General features: G+C 72.6%; 14 protein-coding genes. 8 read left to right on the top strand and 6 right to left on the bottom strand.

Annotation, left to right across the window (positions count from 1 at the left end; translation table 11 throughout):
- Positions 1-52: 52 nt before the first annotated feature.
- Genes U1H99_RS08785 through U1H99_RS08770 form a run of 4 tightly spaced genes read left to right on the top strand, consistent with a single transcriptional unit; the run spans position 53 to position 5,565 of the window.
- Positions 53-1,039, top strand: coding sequence for a protein kinase domain-containing protein (locus U1H99_RS08785; RefSeq protein ID WP_323141356.1), 987 nt, complete (start codon positions 53-55; stop codon positions 1,037-1,039).
- Entirely contained in the window at positions 1,036-3,378 is a 2,343-nt protein-coding gene (locus U1H99_RS08780; RefSeq protein WP_323141355.1) for an FtsW/RodA/SpoVE family cell cycle protein, read from the top strand. The genes U1H99_RS08785 and U1H99_RS08780 overlap by 4 nt, the downstream gene beginning before the upstream one ends.
- A gap of 2 nt (positions 3,379-3,380) precedes the next feature.
- A complete protein-coding gene (locus tag U1H99_RS08775) occupies positions 3,381-5,069 on the top strand; it encodes a hypothetical protein (RefSeq protein ID WP_323141354.1) in 1,689 nt (562 codons plus the stop codon).
- 1 nt (position 5,070) lies between these two features.
- Positions 5,071-5,565, top strand: coding sequence for an SH3 domain-containing protein (locus U1H99_RS08770; RefSeq protein ID WP_323141353.1), 495 nt, complete (start codon positions 5,071-5,073; stop codon positions 5,563-5,565).
- On the opposite strand, the gene U1H99_RS08765 is transcribed toward U1H99_RS08770, so the two are convergent.
- Complete coding sequence (locus tag U1H99_RS08765) at positions 5,535-5,996, bottom strand: GNAT family N-acetyltransferase (RefSeq protein WP_323141352.1); 462 nt, start codon at positions 5,994-5,996, stop codon at positions 5,535-5,537. The two genes, U1H99_RS08770 and U1H99_RS08765, sit on opposite strands and share 31 nt — an antisense overlap.
- 103 nt (positions 5,997-6,099) lie before the next feature.
- Between U1H99_RS08765 and U1H99_RS08760 the strand changes: the two genes are divergently transcribed.
- From U1H99_RS08760 to U1H99_RS08745, 4 genes are all read left to right on the top strand, one after another.
- Positions 6,100-6,534 carry a hypothetical protein gene (locus U1H99_RS08760; RefSeq protein WP_323141351.1) on the top strand — a complete coding sequence of 145 codons (435 nt, stop codon included), beginning with the start codon at positions 6,100-6,102 and terminating at the stop codon, positions 6,532-6,534.
- A gap of 41 nt (positions 6,535-6,575) precedes the next feature.
- Positions 6,576-7,556 (top strand): PP2C family protein-serine/threonine phosphatase, encoded by a 981-nt coding sequence (locus U1H99_RS08755; protein ID WP_323141350.1) that lies wholly within the window; start codon positions 6,576-6,578, stop codon positions 7,554-7,556.
- A gap of 136 nt (positions 7,557-7,692) precedes the next feature.
- On the top strand, positions 7,693-9,243 hold the full coding sequence (locus U1H99_RS08750) for an FHA domain-containing protein (RefSeq protein ID WP_323141349.1): 1,551 nt from the start codon (positions 7,693-7,695) through the stop codon (positions 9,241-9,243).
- A gap of 334 nt (positions 9,244-9,577) precedes the next feature.
- A complete protein-coding gene (locus tag U1H99_RS08745; RefSeq protein ID WP_445974737.1) occupies positions 9,578-11,185 on the top strand; it encodes a methyl-accepting chemotaxis protein in 1,608 nt (535 codons plus the stop codon).
- A gap of 31 nt (positions 11,186-11,216) precedes the next feature.
- Here U1H99_RS08745 and U1H99_RS08740 read toward each other — a convergent pair whose 3' ends face one another.
- The 5 genes from U1H99_RS08740 to U1H99_RS08720 form a co-directional block, all read right to left on the bottom strand.
- Positions 11,217-13,568, bottom strand: coding sequence for a bifunctional serine/threonine-protein kinase/formylglycine-generating enzyme family protein (locus tag U1H99_RS08740; RefSeq protein WP_323141347.1), 2,352 nt, complete (start codon positions 13,566-13,568; stop codon positions 11,217-11,219).
- Positions 13,568-15,622 (bottom strand): hypothetical protein, encoded by a 2,055-nt coding sequence (locus U1H99_RS08735; protein WP_323141346.1) that lies wholly within the window; start codon positions 15,620-15,622, stop codon positions 13,568-13,570. The genes U1H99_RS08740 and U1H99_RS08735 overlap by 1 nt, the downstream gene beginning before the upstream one ends.
- Positions 15,623-15,724: 102 nt before the next feature.
- Entirely contained in the window at positions 15,725-16,762 is a 1,038-nt protein-coding gene (locus U1H99_RS08730) for a hypothetical protein (RefSeq protein ID WP_323141345.1), read from the bottom strand.
- Entirely contained in the window at positions 16,759-17,847 is a 1,089-nt protein-coding gene (locus tag U1H99_RS08725) for a hypothetical protein (protein ID WP_323141344.1), read from the bottom strand. Before U1H99_RS08725 ends, U1H99_RS08730 begins: the two co-directional genes overlap by 4 nt.
- The gene (locus tag U1H99_RS08720; protein ID WP_323141343.1) at positions 17,841-18,422 is read right to left on the bottom strand and encodes a hypothetical protein; all 582 of its coding nucleotides are present in this window, start codon (positions 18,420-18,422) and stop codon (positions 17,841-17,843) included. Before U1H99_RS08720 ends, U1H99_RS08725 begins: the two co-directional genes overlap by 7 nt.

Below are 18,422 nucleotides of genomic sequence, written 5' to 3'. Positions count from 1 at the left end.
CTTTTCCACGCCCCCCGGCTAGATCGATGCGATCGCCACCGAAGGGAAAACCATGCATCAGGCCGGAGACATCATCACACTGACAGCGAGCGCCTGGCGCCTGCGCGCGCCGCTGTCCGCGTCCAGCTACGGGGTGCTGTGGCAGGCCGAGTCCGTTCCCGACGGCGTGCCGGCGGCGCTCAAGCTGGTGAATACCGAGCAGATGGCGCTGGCGCTGCCGCCGCAGCGCGCCTGCTGGACCCGCAGCGCCGGCGCCGAACTCGCCTTCCTGCTTGCCTTGCAGCCCTGGGACCGGCGCCACATCGTCGGGCTGCTCGACAGCGGCACCCACCGCGGCCAGCCGGCGCTGGCGCTGGAACTGCTGGAAGGCGACCTGGCGCGCCACCTCGATGCGGTGCAGGCGCGCGGCGCTGCGATCCCGCTGGCCCGCGCGCTCGACTGGATTGCGCAAGTCAACGCGGCCCTGGCCAGGATGCACCAGTACGGCTGGCGCCACCTCGACCTGAAGCCCTCGAACCTGCTGCTGGCCGACGGCGGCGCCACCCTCAAGCTGGCCGATTTCGGCACCGGCCGCGCCCTCGCCGACCGCGCGCCCCACCCCTACGCCGGCACCGCCGCCTGGCAGGCGCCGGAACAGTTCTTTGCCGGGGACGACGGCGCCTACCGCACCGACGCCCGCGCCGATTATTTCGCCCTCGGCGCCCTGCTCTACCGCCTGGTGACGGGGGTCCCGCTGCGCTATGCCGGTGCCTGCGCCGACGCCTACCGCGCCCACGGCACAACCGGCGCGGCCCGCCTGCGCGCGCTGCACGGCGGCGCATTGCCCCCGACCCTGCATCCCGACGAAGCGGCGCTGTTCTCCAGCCGCGCGCGGCAGGCCGGTAGCGCCCATGATACGGCGTGCGCGCCATTATCGACACTGCTGCGCGCCCTGCTGTCGCCACGCCCCGAAGACCGGCCCCGCCACGCGCTCGAGATCAGCCGCCTGCTGGCCCGTGCCGGCGGCGCACCGGCACCCGACCTGCGGAGCGCGGCATGAAGGCCTGGCGTCCGCTCGCCGCGCTGGCCCTGGCCGGCCTGTGCGCGCTGCAGCTGCTGGCGGTCCTGCGCGCGCCTGCGGCCTGGATGCCGTCCCGGATCACGCTGACGCTGGCACGCGGCGCCATGCTCGACCTGGACAGCGCGATGCTCGGCGCGGCGCCCGGCAGCGGGCCGCAGCTGCGCCTGCGGCGCGACCCCGACGGCGCCTGGTGGCTGGCACGCAGCGGCGCCGGCAGCGGCCTGCTGGCGCTTGAGCGCGACGGCGTGCGGCGCCGCAGCGGCAGCGCCCTGGTGGCCGCCGGCCAGCGCTTCCAGCTCGGCGCCACCGCCTTCACGATCGATGCGCTCGACGGTACCGGCGCCACCTTCATCCGCAAGGGCAGCCGCTGGCACTACGACGGCGCCACGCTGCTGCGCGATGGCGCGCTGCAGGCGGCCTGTCCGGAGGCCCGCCTCGGCACCCGCGTCGCGGCGGCCTGGAACCGCGTCGTGCCGGCAGCGCTGACGCTGGCGCGGCCGCTGGTCTTCGGCGGCAACCTCGACTGCGGCAACCGCATCGCAGTCGCCGGCCTGGCCGCCCCGGCGGCGACCATCGCACGCGCGCGCGACGGCCTGGTGCTGGCCGCCGGTGCCGATGCGCTGGCGCCGCTGCTGCTGGCCGATGGCGCAGCTACGACGCCGGCATCGCTGGCCGGCCGCGAGCAGCGCCTCGACGACGCGACAGCCCTGGTCAGCGGCCGCACGCGCCTGCTGATCGAGCGCAACGGCGACCTGCTGCACCTGCAGCCGGCCAGCCATGTCGCCCTCTACGCCGACACGCAAGTGCGCCTGGCGCCCGGCGTCAGCTGGGAATGGACGCGGCGCGGGCTGTGGCAGCTGCCCGACCGGGCCGGGGTGCCGGCCGCGATCGCTGCGGCGGCGCTGCTCGCTACCGCCGCGCTGCTGTGCGCCGGCCGGCGCCGGCATCGCCTGCGCGACCTGCTGCCGGCGCTGGCCGGCGCCGCCCTGGCCGGTTGCGGCCTCGGCCTGCTGTGGCTGCAGCGGGGCGGCGGGAGCCTGGGTGCCCTGCCCGGCGCCGGCATCTCGCTGCTGGCCGCGTGGGGCGCGCTGTGGCTGGCGCTGTGGGCGCCGCGGCGGCTGCCGCTGGCGCTGGGCGCCGGCGTGCTGCTGCTGGCGGTCGGCCTGCTGGCCCAGTTGGAACTCGGCCTGGGCGCGCCCGAATCCTCCTGGCTGCGCTATTTTCAAAAGACCGCTGCCGCGCTGGCCCTGGGGATCGGCTGCAGTGCGGGCGCCGGCGCCATGCTGCTCGCCCTGCGCCCGCCGCGGCACAGCGCGCCGCTGCCACAGGCGCGCATCGAAGCGCTGCTGGTGCTGCTGGCCGGCGCCGCGCTGGCCGCGCTACTGGTGCAGGTCGTGTTCGGCGACGAGACCGGCGTGTTCGACCTGCAACCGGTGGAATTCGCCAAGCTGGCGCTGGCGGCGCTGAGCGCGCACTGCCTGGCGCTGGCCGCCGGCGCGCAGCCGGCGCCGGGCAGCCTCTGGATGCGCAGCCTGCGCCTGGCCGCGCCGGCGCTGCTGTTCATGGCGCTGCTGGGCGTGGCGCTTGTACAGGTCGACGATTATTCGCCGCTGGTGCTGCTGGGGGTGTGGGGCGGCGCCATGGCGCTGGCGCATGCGCTGGCCACGCGCCAGCGCCTCGCGGCCGTGCTGCTGGTGGCCGGCGCCGGCGGCGCGGTGCTGGCGGTGGCCGCCCTGCGCGGCGCCGGTCCGGGCGAGGTCGCGCAGTGGAACTTCTATGCCGACCGCTTCCTGGTCTGGCTCGATCCGGGCACCCATCCGCACACCGGCCAGCAGCTGCTGCTGGGCGCGCGCGCCGTGGCCGAAGGCGGCTGGCTCGGCGCCGACCACCTGTTCGGGCTGGCGGCGCTGGGCCAGGATGCCGGTGCGGCGCGCCACATCCCGGCGGTGCAGGACGACTTCGCCCCCTCGTTCTTCCTGAACCGCCACGGCCTGGCCGCGGCGCTCGCCCTGTGGCTGCTGCAGGCCGCCTTCGTCGGTGGATTGCTGGCCGTGGCGCTGCGCTGCTGGCAGGCGCAGGCCGGCACGCGCGACTTCCGCCGCGCCTGGCTGGCACGCTTCCGCTGCTTCCTGCTGTGCGGCGGCGCCGCCTTCGTGTTCGGCCACCTGCTGCTGTCCTGGGGCACCAACCTGGCCATCTTCCCGGTGATGGGCCAGCCGATGAGCTTCTTGTCGGCCGGCGGCTCGCACCTGCTGTTTTTCATCTGCCCCCTGCTAGCGTTGACCGCAGCCAGTGCCCAATCTTTGGAGGAAACCTGATCATGATGCCCCGCCTCGTACCGAATTACGTCCAACGCGAAATTTTGGCCGGCATACCCGACGTCTTCGACGCCGACGCCATCTGGCAGGCGCCGGGGCTGGCCCTGTTCTCGCGGCGCGCCCTGCTGCGCGACCTGCTGGAGCGGGCCCCGCGCGAACAGCGCGGGCGCGCCGCCACCCGCTGCTTCTCGCACATCACGCTGGCGCTGCCGCAGGAAGAAGTCGACGACGACCGCCACCTGACGCGCGGCGCGCGCGTGCGCGAGCTGACCGAGGGCCTGGCGGCGCTGCACCAGAAGGATTTCGGCGACCTGCTGCAGGGCGACGAGGTGCGCTACCGGGTGGTCGGCGCCGAGCGCCTGGTGCCGGGCGAAGTCGAGGTCCGCTTCGGCCACGCCGTGTACCTGCCGGCGCCGGGCGAGACCATCCAGTACACGGTCAGCGTATCGCGCGACAGCGCGGTGTGGAAGACCGTCTGCCCGGTCTACCCGAACCAGCGCCTGACCCTGATCGGCAACGACGACCAGCATGCGACCTGGGCCGCGCCCGGCTGGCCCTTCGGCCTCGAGGGGTCGATCCTGCTGGTCAACGACGGCCCCGGCACGCCGCTCGAAGTCCAGGTGCGCCCCAAGGATGCCTTCGAGTGCGTGCACGACGCCGCCCAGGGCTACTACATCGTGCGCTCGCGCCGCGGCGGCGTCGATGCCGCCGGTGCGCCGCTGCGCCTGCTGCTGCGGGTAACGCCGGCACCGGCCGCCATGGCGCCGCTCCCGCCCGCTGCGCTGGCGACGCCGCGCCTGCCGGCAGCGCAGGCCGCGCAAGCGCCGGCACGTCCGGCGTCCACCCCCGCGGCGCAGCCGGCGCGCACCGCCGCAGCCGCAACAGCCGCAGAGCACGCGGCCGAGCCGCCCGCCGCCCGCCCCGCCGTCTGGAAACCGCGCATGGCGCCGCCGGCCGACCTGACCGCCGTGCCGGTCGCACTGCAGGCCGCGCCGCCGGCGCCCATCGCCGCGGCCGCCGAAGCCGAAGCGACCTACGCGCCGGTGTCGCGCCAGCGGGTGGCGCTGGCGGCACTGGCCCTGCCGCGCCTGTCGCGCTATCGCGAGACCGGTGCCCAAGCGCTGGAAATCGGCCTCGACCGCGCGCTGGTGCCCTCGGCCGACGGCAGCATCATCCGCTTCGCCGTCGACGACGGTGACACGCTGCACGCGATCACCGCCGCCGGTCGCGAGGCGATCAGCGTGCCGGCCAGCTTCCGCCCGGTCGACCACACCGCGCTCGACCTGCTGGCCCCCGCCCCCGCGATGGCCGACCGCTATTGCGCACTGCTGCGCCTGCCGCAGCCGCCGGCGCTACCGGTCGCGCCGGGCGTGCGCCAGGTGTTCGGACGCAGCACGCCGGTGCTGGCGGCGTTGCGCGTGCTTGATTCGCCGCGCTTCCTGCGCCACGCCGCTGGGACGGCAGCGTCGAGCGCCGACCGGCTCGGCCTGTCGCGCAGTGCCTTCAGCTTCGAACCGGTCGCCGACGGCTACCGCATCGCGCGCCTGAGTCCGACGCAAGCGCTGTACCACCTCGACCCGGACCTGCACTTCGTGGCGGCGATCGGCGAGGCCACGGCGGACGCGCCCTACACGCTGCCGGCCGGACACCACCTGGTGGCCGGCCATTACGTGCTGCGTTTCGATGCCTGAGATGGACTTCAATCACATCGCGGCCTGGGGCGCGGCATTCGCGCTGACGCTGCTGCTGGCCGCCTGGCTGACGCCGCGCGCCTGGTGGCGCCGTCCCAACCTGCGCGCGCTCGGCGTGCTGGCCAGCGGCACGCTCGCCTTGGGCCTGCTGTTCTCGGCCTGGGTGCCGGCGACCGCCGTGACGCCGCCGCCGCGCGCAGCGGCGCCGGTGCTGCCGGATGCGCATGGCGCGCAGCCGGCGCCCGGCGGCCGCTACCTGGTCGTCGACGATCTGAACCTGCGTGACGCCCACGGTGTACGGGCGCAGCGGACCGCCGTGCTGCGCGCCGGCACCCTGGTGACCGCCACCGGCGCCGCCGACGGCGACTGGTGGCAGGTACGCGCGCGCGTGGACGGCCAGGCGCGCGAAGGCTGGGCCAGCAGCCTGTGGCTGCGCCGCGCCGACGAACGGCGCTCCCAGGACGCTCAGGCCGGGACGAAACGCATCGGGTTGTAGCGCACGATCGCCACCTGCATCGGCGCGGTCCGCTCGAAACCGAGCGCGAGGTAGGATGGCACTGCGTAGTTGGAGGCGTTCACGGTGAACACGCCGGGATGGTCCGAAGCGCCGTCGAGCGCCGCGGCGCGCGCGGTCTCCCACAGGGCGCGGCCGATGCCGCGGCGCTGGTAGCGTTTGTCGACGTACAGGCTGTACACGTGGCTGCGCTCGCGCACGCCGACAAACCCGGCCAGCTCACCGTCGACCAGCGCCACATGATAGACGTAGCCCGAGGCGATGCGGCTACGCAGCGCGGCCTCGCCCTGGTCCACGAGGAAAGCGGCGGCGTCCTGCGGCGTCGACTCATGCAGGATGAATTCTTCGGCCGCATGGCGCAGCAGTGCCGCGGCGGCGGGGATGTCGGCGTCTGCGATCGGGCGGATCAGCATGGCATGCAATCCGGGTTGATTCCGGCATGGTGATTGTCGAGTTAACTTAGCACAGGGTGGCAGCGGGGTACAATCCATGGTTATGTCCGGCTTTCCGACCCTCATGATCCGCTCCCTTCCCCTGCTGGCGCTGGCGCTGCACGCCGCCGCCGGTGCCGCCCCGAACTGCGGCCTGGCCGTGCCGCCGCCGGACGCCGGCGTCGACCATCATATGGGCATGCTTTTGAAAGTCCATCCACGCACGCCCGCCATTGGCCCGGCCTACGACGGCTGCCAGACGCTGTGGGCCCAGGCCATCGACGGCTGGGTAACGCTGACGATCGTCCACTACGCCGCAGGCCGCGTCGTACGGGTCGAGAACCCGGCCATGCCGAACGACCCGGTCGAACAGTGCGTGATCGAGCGCGGCGCCGTCGTGCGCGGCGACCCCGATTTGTGCGCCCAGCTGGACGACATGCGCTTCGAATCCCTGCCGCCCGAGTGTGACGGCGACGCCGGCGCCGCCGCACAAGCGGCAGTCTCCTGCGTGCGCGCCTGAAGTCCGGCCACCTCGGCGCCGGCATCGGTTAAAGTAACAGCATGCCGATTCCGCTCCCCTCCGACATCCTCCACGGCCTGCGCTTCGGCGACCTCGACGTCGCCGCCTGCTCGCGCCTCGGCGCCGGCCCGCGCCTGCGCACGGAAAACCAGGACAACCTGCTGCTGGTCGACCACGACGGCAATGCCGTCTGGCTGCACGGCCAGGTGCCGGTGCGGCGCCGCCTGCCCGGCTGGCCGCGCGGCCATGCGCGCCTGGCAGTGCTGGACGGGATGGGCGGCCACGGCCATGGACGCGAGGCCGCCGAAGCGGTGGTGGCCGGCCTGCTGGCGATGCCGCCGTGCACCGAGGTGGCCGCGCTGGCGCAGCGCCTGGATACCCTGCACGGCGACCTGCAGCGGCATTTCGCCGACGCCCGCTTCGACGACGGCCCGCGCCCCGGCACCACGCTGACCATGCTCGAACTGCCGGCCGGCGCCGATGCGCTGCTGTACCACGTCGGCGATTCGCGCCTGTACGAGATCACGCGCGCGCGGGTGGCGCCGCTGACGATCGACCATGTCCCGGCCACGGCGCTGGCGATGGCCGGGCAGTTGCAGGACGCGCACTGGTGGCAGCAGGTACATGGCGAACACCGTCCGCAGGTATCGCAGGCCTTCATCCTCGGCAATGCCTTCGCCGATCCGATGCGCCTGCAGGATCCGCTGTTTGAACTGACGCCGCTGCGCCTGCCGGCCTGGCTGGCCCACCTGCCCGACCGCCGCGCACTGCGCCTGGTGCCCGGCGCGTCCTACCTTCTGGCCACCGACGGCCTGTGGTCGTGTTCGGATCCGTATGGCTGGGCGTCCCAGTGGCCGCAGCTGCTGGCCGGGCGCGCCGATGCCGCCACCATGCTGGCTGCATTGCTGGCCGCCTACAACGCCCATCCGGCGGCCTTCTTCTATCCGGATAATGTCAGCGCGATCCTGCTGCGGTCGCCGGACGGCGGCGCGCGCGACGAAACCGCACTGCCGCTGGCCTGAGGTGTCGCAAACCGATGCGATTCAGCAAAAAGTATTGCAAAATGTGCTTAGCCGCAGGCAAGACGGGCGCCGCTTGCCGGTAGAATCGCCTATGCTCGAGCCACGTCCATTTATTGTTTAACAACCTGCCGCCAACATGCACCGCTGCGCCAGCTCCGACCATCCGCACTGCACCCACTGGGTTTTGCCCGGCGAGACCCAGTGCGCTCACGGCCATGCCCAGCCGCAGGACCGACCTGCGGCCGGTGCGGCCAGTGCGGCCGCCGATGCCTTCGAGACGCCCAGTTACGACATGATCCGCGAACTGCGCAGCGCGCGCGGCAACGGCGCCGCCGTCCGCGCGGCCGTGCCGGCGCCGCGGCCGCACCTGCACGTCAGCGGCTACGACCCGCGCGCCGCCGGCGGCCGCCATGCGGTCAAGCTGGAGCTGCGCGGCATGCCGCCGGAGGCGCCGGCCGAAATGGCGCTGCTGCTGCAATCGGACCTGCTGGCCGACAGCGGCGCGCGCATGGCCTTCCGGCGCGGTCCGGGCGGCGACTGGCGGCCGTTGTTCATCGAGTTTTCCTCGCGCGGGCGCGAGCACGGCCAGTACCGGATCGACGCCGAAGTGCATGCGCAAGCCTTTGCCGGCGACGCCGCGCGCGCCTGGGCCGCGACCCTGGTACTGCTGGTGCCGCGCCCGGACGCCACGCTCGGCGACATCCACCAGACCTTCCTGTCGACCCACAAGAACGTCCGCATCCACGCCGACGACGGCGCCATCACGCGCTTGCAGGGCCTGGCGCAGGGTCCGGCCGCCGGCGGTACGCTCGACATCGACGTCCGGGCGCGCAACGCCTCGATCGCCCAGCTCGACTTCGCGGCCTTCAGGGGCGACAACGGCGGCGGCAAGGTCAGCCTGGCGCTGCCGACGCTGGCCTGGGACGAGGACCTGGTCGAGATCGACCTGCCGGCGGCGCCGTCCGCCCACCCCTGCCCGGCTTCCAGCGCCTGCCTGGTGCAAACCGAGCCGGATGCCGGCTTCCCGCGCCACCTGCGCCTGTTCGCGCTCGACGAATGCGTGCTGGGACGCTTCGAGATGGCGCATGCCGAGGCCGACCTGCTGCTCCAGCACCACGGCGAGCACGGACCCGACGCCGGCGGCCTGACGCGCCGGCTGTCCGGGCGCCATGCCGTCATCCGCGCCACGCGTCACGGTTTCGAGATCGAGGACGTGTCGCGCTACGGCCTGCTGCTGGACGGCGTCTGGCCCGGCAAGCACAAGCCGGTGCCGCTGCGGCTCGGCCTGCGCATCGACCTGACGGCCAGCATCCGCGGCGTGGTCACGCTGGTGGTGACGGCGCTGCTGGACCACGCGCTGGTGCTGCACCGCGTGGATGCCGGCGGCGCCGCCGAGTGCTTCATGCTGCTTGTGCCCGAACGCAGGCCGGCGCCGCCCGGTGTCGAAGGTAGCGGCGCGCTGACACTGCCACGGGCCGCCGCCATGCCGCTGCTGTTCCACCGCGATGGCGGATTCTGGCACCTCGACCAGGCCAGCGGCCGGGAAACGCCGCTGACGCCGGCGAGCGCGCTCGAGCGCCTGGCCGGGTTCCATGGCCGCGTGCGCTTTACGGCGCGGCCGCGCCCTGAAGACGCGCACGAAGGCGAGCGCCGCCGCACCATTGCGGCGGCGGCGCTGAACGCCTGAACCCGCCAGATGCCGTCCCGGATCAGTCCGGGACCAGCATCAGGAACACCAGCGCCGCGCCCGCCAGCAGGGCTGCCTGCAGCCCGAATACGATGACGGGAATCTGAATGTCCTCCGGAATGTGCATGTCACACCTCGCAGTCCTGCCATGAACAAGGAAGCCTGAGGCCTCGATTATGCCACTTTCCACAGCATTCTCATTCGTAGCATGCCTTTCCCCGATATTTTGTAATTCTTCGTATGATGTATCCATGAGGCAACAAATTTCACCATTTTGTTGAATTCCGGAAAGTTGAACGGTAGAGTTCGTCCACTCTCTTCACTGCTTCCTGGTATGACAACCAAATTGACCCTCCGCATTCGCCTCATTGCAACCATGGCCCTGCTCGGCCTGATCATCGTGGCAACCGGCCTGATCGGCATCAACGGCATGCGCGCGACCCAGCGCTCGCTCGAACAGGTGTACTCCAACCAGCTGCTGTCCAGCATCGCCCTGAACAATTCCAAGAACTGGCTGGCACGCGCCCGCTTCGTGCTCGACCGCGCCGTGCTGCACCCGGATGCACCCGACGTCGCCAAGACCATTTCGCGCATGCAGGGCTTCATGGCCGATTCGGAGAAGACCTGGCAGCAATACCAGGCCATGCCGCGCAGCGACGAGGAAGCGGCGCTGGTCAAGACCCTGGCCGAGCAGCGCAAGGCCTATGTCGATACCATCGAGGCGGTGACCCGCGCGGTGCAGGCGCAGGATGCCGCGACGCTGGAAACGCTGTTCATGAAAAAGCTGACGGCGACCTTCGGCGACTACAACACCGCCTCGACCAAGCTCGACGATTACCAGGTCGCCGCCGCCAAGACCGCGTTCGAAGGCAGCGTCAGCATGGGCGACCGTCAGATGAAGCTGGCCATCGGCGCCGTGGTGCTGGGCGCGCTGCTGATCATCGCGTCCTCGGTATCGCTGCTGCGCGCCATCATGCGTCCGCTCGACCAGGCGCTGGTCCACTTCGATGCGATGGCCAAGGGCGACCTGTCGACGCCGGTCACGATCGACCGTGGCGACGAGATGGGCAAGCTGCTGCAGGGCCTCGCCGACATGCAGAGCCACCTGGCCACCACCGTGCGCAGCGTGCGTAACAGCAGCGCCTCGATCGCCACTGCCAGCAGCGAGATCGCGGCCGGCAACCTGAACCTGTCGAACCGCACCGAGCAGCAGGCCGGTGGCCTCGAAGAAACCGCCTCGGCGCTGGAAGAGCTGACCTCGACCGTGCGTCACAACGCCGACAACGCGCGCCAGGCCAACCAGCTGGCGGTGTCGGCCTCGGAAGTCGCAGTGCGCGGCGGCCAGCTGGTGTCGCAGGTGGTCCAGACCATGGGCTCGATCAACGATTCGTCCAAGCGCATCGTCGACATCATCTCGGTCATCGACGGCATCGCCTTCCAGACCAACATCCTGGCGTTGAACGCGGCGGTGGAAGCCGCCCGCGCCGGCGAACAGGGCCGCGGCTTCGCGGTGGTCGCAGGCGAAGTGCGCAACCTGGCGCACCGTTCGGCGGCGGCGGCCAAGGAAATCAAGGAACTGATCACGGCGTCGGTGGCGACCGTCGACGCCGGCGCCGGGCTGGTCGACCAGGCCGGCAATACGATGGACGAGATCGTGGCCAGCGTGGCGCGCGTTACCGACATCATGACCGAGATCATGGCGGCCGGCGCCGAGCAGAGCTCGGGCATCGAGCAGATCAACCAGGCCGTCGTGCAGGCGGACCAGGCCACGCAGCAGAATGCGGCGCTGGTCGAGGAAGCGGCTGCAGCCACCGCCTCGCTGCAGGAGCAGGCGCATGCACTGGCCGAACTGGTCGGCACCTTCCGTCTCGACCAGGAACATACGCCTACGGCCCCGCGCAGTGCAGCGGCGCACGCTGGCCGCCTGGCGCTGGCAGCCTGAAGGTCTACTTAGTCATCCAGTCAAGCGCGGGCTAGGCCAGCTCGCGCACTACGCGGAAACCGACGATATCGTTGGACAGCACGGCCGAGAAGCCGTTGCGCAGCGCCGAGCGCAGGTAGCGCGGGTTGTACAGCCAGGAGCCGCCGCGCAGGATGCGGCGCGCAGGGTCGCCACCGGTTTCCCAGGCGCTGCCGTCCAGCGGCGCGCCTTCGTAGTTGTCGTGCACCACGTCTTGCACCCATTCCCACACGTTGCCGTGCATGTCGTGCAGTCCCCAGGCATTCGGGGCGAACATGCCGGCCGGCGTGGTCCCGCGCCGGTAGGCGCCGCGCGGCCCGCCGTTGTAGGTGAAATTCCCATCGTAGTTGGCCTGCTCCGGGCCGATCGTGTCGCCACAGCTGAAGGCGGTGCGGGTGCCGGCGCGGCAGGCGTATTCCCATTCCGCCTCGCTCGGCAGGCGATAAGTGCGGCCGGTGGCCTGCGACAGCCACTGCACGTAGCGCAAGGCGTCGAACCAGTTGACGCCGACCACCGGATGGCGCCCGGTCTGGGCGAAGCCGGGCGCATTCCAGTCGACGTCGCCGCTCGGGCGCCAGCCGGTGGCGCGCACGAAGTCGCGCCATTCTTCCACCAGCACCGGATATCTTCCCATCGCGACCGGACGCTCGATGCCGACCCAGTGCTGCGGCAGCTCGCGCGCCAGCCAGCCCTTCTGCGAGCCGGCTTCCATCGCGATCTTGCGCTCGTGCTCGGGCGAGCCCATCTGGAAGCGGCCGGCCGGCAGCACGACCAGTTCCGGGCCCTGGCCGTCGGCGGCGATAAATCGGTCGCGCAGGATGCTTTCCGGGCCGGCAGTGGCAGCAGCGGCGGCCGGGCCGGCGGGCGCCGGTGACGGTGCCGGTGCCGGCGCCGATGCCGGTGAAGCGATAGGCGCCTCGAGCGCCTCGACCTCGGTCCCGGCCGCGCCGGCGTTTGCCTGTGCCTGCGCCGCCTCTTCGGCACGCGCCCGTTTCTGCTCGGCCAGGTAGACCGAGGCAGCCCGCGCCTGCGCCTGCTTGCGCTGCGCCTCTTCCTGCTCTGCCCTCGCCTTTTCGAACTCGAGCTCGCGCCGCTCGGCCAGCTGGCGCCGCAGCGTTTCCTTGCGTGCCGCGCGCGCTTCGTCGGCCGCCGCGCGCGCCAGCTTTTCCTGTTCGCGGCGCTGGCGCTCGACCGCGGCCCTGGCGGCGGCCACCGCCGCGGCCCGGATCGCCGCCTCGCGCACCGCCTGCTGGGCCTTGCGCTCGGCTTCCTGGGCCGCCTCGGCCGCCTGGCGCTGCGCGGCGTCACGGCGCTGCCTTTCCTCTTCGGCCAGCTCGGCGGCGCCGGGGCCGGCGGCATCCTGCAGGCGTGCCAGCAGCAGGCGCACGCTGGCCGGGCGCGCTTGCGGATCGAGCGCGAAGCCGGCCTGCAGCACCTCCCACTGCGCCTCGTTCAGCCCCGCCGGGTGCGTCGGCTGCTGCAGCGGATCGCGCAGCAGCCCGAACGGCAGGCGTCCGGCCACCATCCGGTAGACCAGCACCGCCACCGAATACACGTCCAGCGCCGGTGCCGGTGCCGGCGCCGCGGCGTCGCGCCCAGCCTCCGGCGCGCGGTAGCCGGCGGTGCCGGAACTGGGCGGCGCTTCCACGCCGGCGCTGTCGGCATCGACGCCGCCGCGGGCGCTGGCCGCGATGCCGAAATCGAGCAGCTTGACCTCGCCACGGCGGGTCAGGAACAGGTTGGCCGGCTTGATGTCGCGGTGCACCAGGCGGTGCCGCTCCCAGGCGTGGTCGAGCGCCTCGGCGGCCGGCGCCAGCAGCTGCAGCGTGCGCTCCAGGCCGAGCGCCCCTTCGCGCGCCAGCAGGCTGTCGACGTCTTCGCCGTCCAGGCATTCCATGATGATGAAGTAGCTGGACGTGGCCGGGTCCTGGGCCCAGTCGTACACGCGCACGATGTGCTCGTGCGCCAGCTGGCGCGCACGCGCCGCTTCCTCGATCAGCAGGCGCGCATGCGCGCCGTTCTCGGTCAGCTGGGGCGGCAGGATCTTCAACGCGACCCGGGCGCTGTGTCCGAGCTCGGCTTCGGTGGCGAGGTCGGTGGCTTCCCACACCTGGCCCATGCCGCCGTGGGCGATCAGGCGGTCGAGCCGGTAGCGGCGCTCGAACGGGCCGACTTCCTGGCCGGCCATCAGGCCGATCTCGGTGCCGGGGCGCGCGGCGGGGGCTAATACATCGGACGACGGCGCCGGCGGCGCATAGCTGGCGTCGAGGATCGCGTTCTTGCGGCCCTCGAACTCCTCGCGGCTCAGCAAGCCGTCTTCGTGCAGCGCGCGCAGTTCGCGCAGCTTGTCGAGCGCCGTCTGCATCAGCCCCGGGCCGGCAGGGGCGCGCCGCAACTGCCGCAGAAGCGGTCGCCGGCACCCGCGTGCGCGTGCGTGCATGGGGCCGCAGCTGCGCCGCCCGCCCCGCCCGCCTTGCCGGCGGCGGCCACGCCGACACCGAGCTGCGCCTGCGACGCCAGCGCCGCCTTGTTGACGTCGTTCTGCAGCGCCAGCAGGTCGAGCTGGTGGCGGCGGTCCTTGTCGACTTCGCGCTCGCGCCGCACGCGCTCGTCCTCGACCTGCTGCTGCGCCAGGCGCAGCGCCTCGACGCCACCGGCATGCGCCGCGCCGACCACGCCGGCCAGCGCCGCCAGCTGCTCGGGACTCATGCCGGCATGCACCCGCGTCTTCATCACGTCGGCCAGCAGCGCCGCGTTGGCCGGGTCGGCCAGTGCCAGCTTGGCGGTGTCGTCCATCGCGCCGAGCGCGGCCGCGTGTTCGGCCTCCTGGGCCATGCGGCGCAACTCGTGCTGCCATTCGGCCTCGCGCCCGGCGTTGCGCACCTCCTGCTGGCGGCGCAGCTGCAGGGCATCGGCTTCGATCGTGCGCAGCAGCTTTTCGTGCTGGGCCAGCGCCTCGGCCTGGCCGCCGGCGCGGCGCAACGACTCGATGCGCTGGCGCACGTCCTCGGCCTCGACCGACTCGCCGCGCTCGGCGCCACGCAGGCGCGTACCGAACTGGGCCTCTTCCCATTCCAGCACGCGCTCGGCTTCGCGCACGCGCGCACGGTTGGCCAGCTGCACCAGCCGGAACTGGGACGCGTGCTCCTCGTCGTCGATGTCCTGGGCGCGGCGGGCGGCGGCCTGCTCGGTGGCCTGCAGGCGCACCAGCTCGGCGCGGCGCCGTGCGGCATCCTCGATGCCCTGCGCCTGCTCGATCTTGTTGCGGATCTGCTGCTGCAGCAGCTGGTGGGTGAAGCGCTGCTGCGCCACGGTGCGCGCCTCGGCCGCGTCCTGGCGCGCCACTTCGAGCTCGGTGCGCATGCGGATCGCGGCCAGCTCGCGCAGGTGTTCCCACTGCCCGGCTTCGTCCAGGCGCGCGCCGCGCTTGGCGGCCAGTTCGTGCTCGAGTTCCTTGACCGCGTCGATGGCGCCGCGCTCGACCGCCTGCTTGCGCGTGCGCGACTCCACAATGCGGCCGTACAGCTCGATCTCGCGCGCGCGGATGGCGTGCGCGCGTTCGGCGTTCTTGAGCGAGAGTTCGGCGCGTTCCAGGCTGCCGTCCTGGGCCAGCTCGGCGCGCCGGTAGGCCAGGCGCGCATCCTGCTCCTGGCGCCGAATGCGGCGCCATTCTTCTTCGGAATACAGCTCGTCGAGCCGCTGCGCGTGCGCGGTCTCGACGTGGCGCTCGTCGGCCGCCAGCCACAGGCTGCCGATGCGGGCACGGTTGGCGTCGAACTTATCGTGGCGCACCTCCAGCGTGTCGACCCGCGCCACCGCCAGCCCGTACTGGGCCAGCAGCATGGCGATACCGCCCTGCAGGTGCTGGTCGAGTTCCTCGCGCAGGCGGGTACTGCCGGCCATGTCGCGTAGCGAGCGCGTCGCCACGAATTCGCCGGCCAGCTGGCGCACCGGCGGCTGCAGGAGTTCGCGCAGCTGGGCGGCCCCGATCGTGCCCGGGGTGGTCATGAAATGGCGCGCGAACGCCGGCACGTTCTCGATGCGGACCGACAGCGCCAGGCGCGCCGCCACCTCCAGCTGTTCGGCCGTCACCAGGCCGTCGAGCGCAAAATCGAGCGCCATCGCGCTGCTGCGCGTGACCAGGATCTCGGCGTGCTGGTCGCGCAGCAGGTGGTTCAGGCGCGTGAAGAAACCCTCGATCTCGTATTCTCCCTGCGGCACTTCGGTGGCTTGCCCACCCTGCAGGATGTAGGCGCGCGCGGTGGCCGGCACGCGCAAGGTCTTCACGAAGATCCCGGACAAGGCATCCACGCCGAAGAACACGGCCAGATCGTCCGCCTCCGGCATCCAGCGGTTGTCGACCAGGACCGGCGACTTGCGCAAGGGCGCCGTCGTGCCCGCCGCGAACAGATTGAACATATGGTCTCCCGTCTTCCTGAAACTGTGCCCTGCTTTCATGCCGCGCGATTGTAGCAGCGGCGGCCCGATCCTGTTTTCATGCGACAAGCGTGCGCGGCAGCCTTAGATGATACCGATGCGCTCGACGCACGCCATGCTGGCGCCGAGGGCGCGCAGCTGCTGCGCGAAACCGTCCGGCAGCGCCGCCTGCCAGGCCTGCGGCAGCAGGATGCGGTCGCCGGGCGCCGCTTCGCGCAGCAGCAGCGCGCATTTCGGCGCGATGCCCTCGACGGTGTCGACGCGGCCGGCATGCCAGGCGTCCGACTGCCCGCTTGCGATCAGGCGCCCGCGCGGCAGGAACTCGCGGCCGCGCGCGATGCGGTCGGCCAGCACCAGCGCCAGCTCGAACGAGCGGCCCTGGAAATGCGGCTGGCCGAAGCGCACCGTGGTGCGCCAGCGGACGCCGCCGCCCGCGCCGGGACGATGGCCGGCGTCGAAGTGGCGCGCCGCGGCCAGCGCCTGGCGCACGCCCAGCTGGCGCGCCGCATCCTGGCCGGGCACCGCGATGGCCTGTTCGTCGTCGAGCGCTCCCGATGTGCCCTGCACCGGATAGACGCCGACCTCGACCCAGCACAGGCTGTCGGCGGCGCCGCCGGCATGCAGCGGGAACCAGGCACGCGCGGTCGACACCGCGGCAGCCGGGTCCGGATGGCCGGACAGCTGCCCCAGGTGGACCAGGCCGCCGGGGCCGCCCAGCAGCGCCGCCGGCAATGTCGCGGCCGGGACGTCGGCCGCATGGCCATCGACCCGCCCCAGGTGCCAGGCATCCGACCAGCCGTTGGCCAGCACCGGGCCGCGCGCCGCCCAGACGCCGCGCACCATGCGGTCGGCCAGCACCACCGCCAGTTCCCAGTCGCGCTCACCGGTAGCCGGCGCGCGGTCGATGCCGATCACGACCTGGTCGCGGCTGTCGAAGCGGCTTTCGGTGTGGCGCGCCAGGCGCACCACTTCCTGCATCCGTTCGGCCAGGCGGGCGTCGCCGGGGGCGCTGCACTTGACCTCGGCGCGGCCGGCGCGTGGCCGGCGCGTGGCGCTGACCGTCAGCACGCTGCCATCCTGCAGCAGGCTGCGGCACTCGGCGCTGGTGGGCGCGCCGCTCATGCGGTCTCGCCTTGGTTGGCGCCTTCGTTGGCACTGTCCTGCGTGCGGCGGCGGCCGTCGCAGTCGGCTTCGAGGTTGGCGACGATGCGCTCGGCCTCGTCGTACAGGGGCGCCAGCAGCGCCGGGGTGGCGTTTTTCAGGCGCGCCAGCAGTGCCCAGGCTTCGTCGAGCGAGACCGTGGCGCGGCGGCTGTGGCGCGCACGGCGCTGCTGTTCGGCCGCGCCGAGTGCCTGCCCCGGCGCCGCCATGGCCAGCGCCGGCATGGCGTTGACGCCGACGCACAGCAGGTCGAGCCGCTGCAGCATGGCCTGCTGCTGGCGGAACTGCTCGGGACTGGCCGGCAGCGCGGCCAGGCGCAGCCCGCACATCAGGCAGGGCAGCTCCAGGAACAGGCGGCGCAGCGCCCTGGCGTCGGCGATGGCCGGCTCGGCGATAAGGTCCGCCGCCGGTCCCGCTGCGTGCGGCGGGACCGGCGCTACCTGCATGGGCGCCGGGGCCGCGCCGCCCGCCGCACGCGCCGCCAGCAGCGCCGCATAATCGCGGCTGCCGCCCAGGTCGGCCGGCACGCAATCGTCGACGGTCACGCCGAAACGCATGTAGAGCAGCTGGTTGAGGCCGAGGCGGAAGGCGTTCCACTCGTCGATGGTGGCGCATGGCGGCAATGCGAGGCCGCCGTCCTGCAGTTCGCGCTGCAGCGCGCCTTCCATCGCGGCGACCAGCGCATCCAGCCCGAGCCGGCCCGAGACCTCGCTGGCCAGGTACAGGTCGAAGCGCTGGTGGGCGGCCTGCGCATCGGCGGCGATGGCGAAGCGGGTGCGCAGGCCGATCTCCGGGGCGCCGGCAAACGGCACCAGGTCGACCGTGTACGGCCCCGGATGGAAGGCGTAGGCCAGCTCGCCGTCGCGCAATTCGATGCGCTTGGCGGCGGCGGCGCCGGCGCGGCGGGTGCTGCCGCGGGCGTCGACCACCACCACCGGAAACTGCGGCGGCACGTTGCAGCCGCTGCGCACTGGCAGCGCCACCGCGCTGCTGCCCAGCTCGCAGGCATCGGCGACCGGGGTCGCGCGCTTGAACAGCCCTAACATGATGAGGTCTCCGTGAGTGGCGTTACCGTGAATGCGGCGCCGTGCGCCTGCAGGTGCGTGGCCGGCGCGGCCGCCAGTGGCCACGGCGCCTCGCATTCGCCGTCGGCGTCGAGCCGGCCTTCGAGCAAAATGCGGCCGAGGCCGTCGCGCACCTGCAGCGGCGCGCGCGCGGCCAGCAGCGCGGCGGCGAATGGCGCATCCGGCGCCAATTGCAGGATGGTACGCCAGCCGTCCGCCGATGCGATGAAATGCAGGGTCCAGCAGCCGTCGTCGGTGCGGATCGGTGACGGCGCGCCGCCGCTGCTGGCCGCGCGCAGCATGCCGCGGCTGCCGCGCCAGGCGGTGACGGTGCTCGATCCGGCGCCGGCGCGGCGCTCGAGCGCCAGCTGGCGCAGGCGGCGCGCCGTCAGCGGCGAGGCTTGCAGCGCGTCGCGCTCGGCCGTGCGCAGCGGCCGGCTGCCGTCCAGCGCCGCCAGCAGGGTGGCGTCGTCCAGCACCAGGCGGTCGCCGTCGACGCGCCGTCCGAGCAGTGCCTGCTCCTGCAAGCGCCGTTCCATCTGTTTCGCCTTCATCAT

It is taken from the genome of Massilia phyllosphaerae (assembly GCF_034659755.1).
Classification (GTDB): domain Bacteria; phylum Pseudomonadota; class Gammaproteobacteria; order Burkholderiales; family Burkholderiaceae_D; genus Telluria; species Telluria phyllosphaerae.
This window is presented reverse-complemented; position numbering and strand designations above follow the sequence as displayed.

What these genes read in the sequence shown, in the direction of transcription:
- U1H99_RS08785 (WP_323141356.1), top strand. Translation starts at nt 53, where the DNA reads ATGCATCAGGCCGGAGACATCATCACACTGACAGCGAGCGCCTGGCGC.
- U1H99_RS08770 (WP_323141353.1), top strand. Translation starts at nt 5,071, where the DNA reads ATGGACTTCAATCACATCGCGGCCTGGGGCGCGGCATTCGCGCTGACG.
- U1H99_RS08750 (WP_323141349.1), top strand. Translation starts at nt 7,693, where the DNA reads ATGCACCGCTGCGCCAGCTCCGACCATCCGCACTGCACCCACTGGGTT.
- U1H99_RS08745 (WP_445974737.1), top strand. Translation starts at nt 9,578, where the DNA reads ATGACAACCAAATTGACCCTCCGCATTCGCCTCATTGCAACCATGGCC.
- U1H99_RS08730 (WP_323141345.1), bottom strand. Translation starts at nt 16,762, where the DNA reads ATGAGCGGCGCGCCCACCAGCGCCGAGTGCCGCAGCCTGCTGCAGGAT.
- U1H99_RS08740 (WP_323141347.1), bottom strand. Translation starts at nt 13,568, where the DNA reads ATGCAGACGGCGCTCGACAAGCTGCGCGAACTGCGCGCGCTGCACGAA.
- U1H99_RS08780 (WP_323141355.1), top strand. Translation starts at nt 1,036, where the DNA reads ATGAAGGCCTGGCGTCCGCTCGCCGCGCTGGCCCTGGCCGGCCTGTGC.
- U1H99_RS08725 (WP_323141344.1), bottom strand. Translation starts at nt 17,847, where the DNA reads ATGTTAGGGCTGTTCAAGCGCGCGACCCCGGTCGCCGATGCCTGCGAG.
- U1H99_RS08735 (WP_323141346.1), bottom strand. Translation starts at nt 15,622, where the DNA reads ATGTTCAATCTGTTCGCGGCGGGCACGACGGCGCCCTTGCGCAAGTCG.
- U1H99_RS08720 (WP_323141343.1), bottom strand. Translation starts at nt 18,422, where the DNA reads ATGATGAAGGCGAAACAGATGGAACGGCGCTTGCAGGAGCAGGCACTG.
- U1H99_RS08755 (WP_323141350.1), top strand. Translation starts at nt 6,576, where the DNA reads ATGCCGATTCCGCTCCCCTCCGACATCCTCCACGGCCTGCGCTTCGGC.
- U1H99_RS08760 (WP_323141351.1), top strand. Translation starts at nt 6,100, where the DNA reads ATGATCCGCTCCCTTCCCCTGCTGGCGCTGGCGCTGCACGCCGCCGCC.
- U1H99_RS08765 (WP_323141352.1), bottom strand. Translation starts at nt 5,996, where the DNA reads ATGCTGATCCGCCCGATCGCAGACGCCGACATCCCCGCCGCCGCGGCA.
- U1H99_RS08775 (WP_323141354.1), top strand. Translation starts at nt 3,381, where the DNA reads ATGATGCCCCGCCTCGTACCGAATTACGTCCAACGCGAAATTTTGGCC.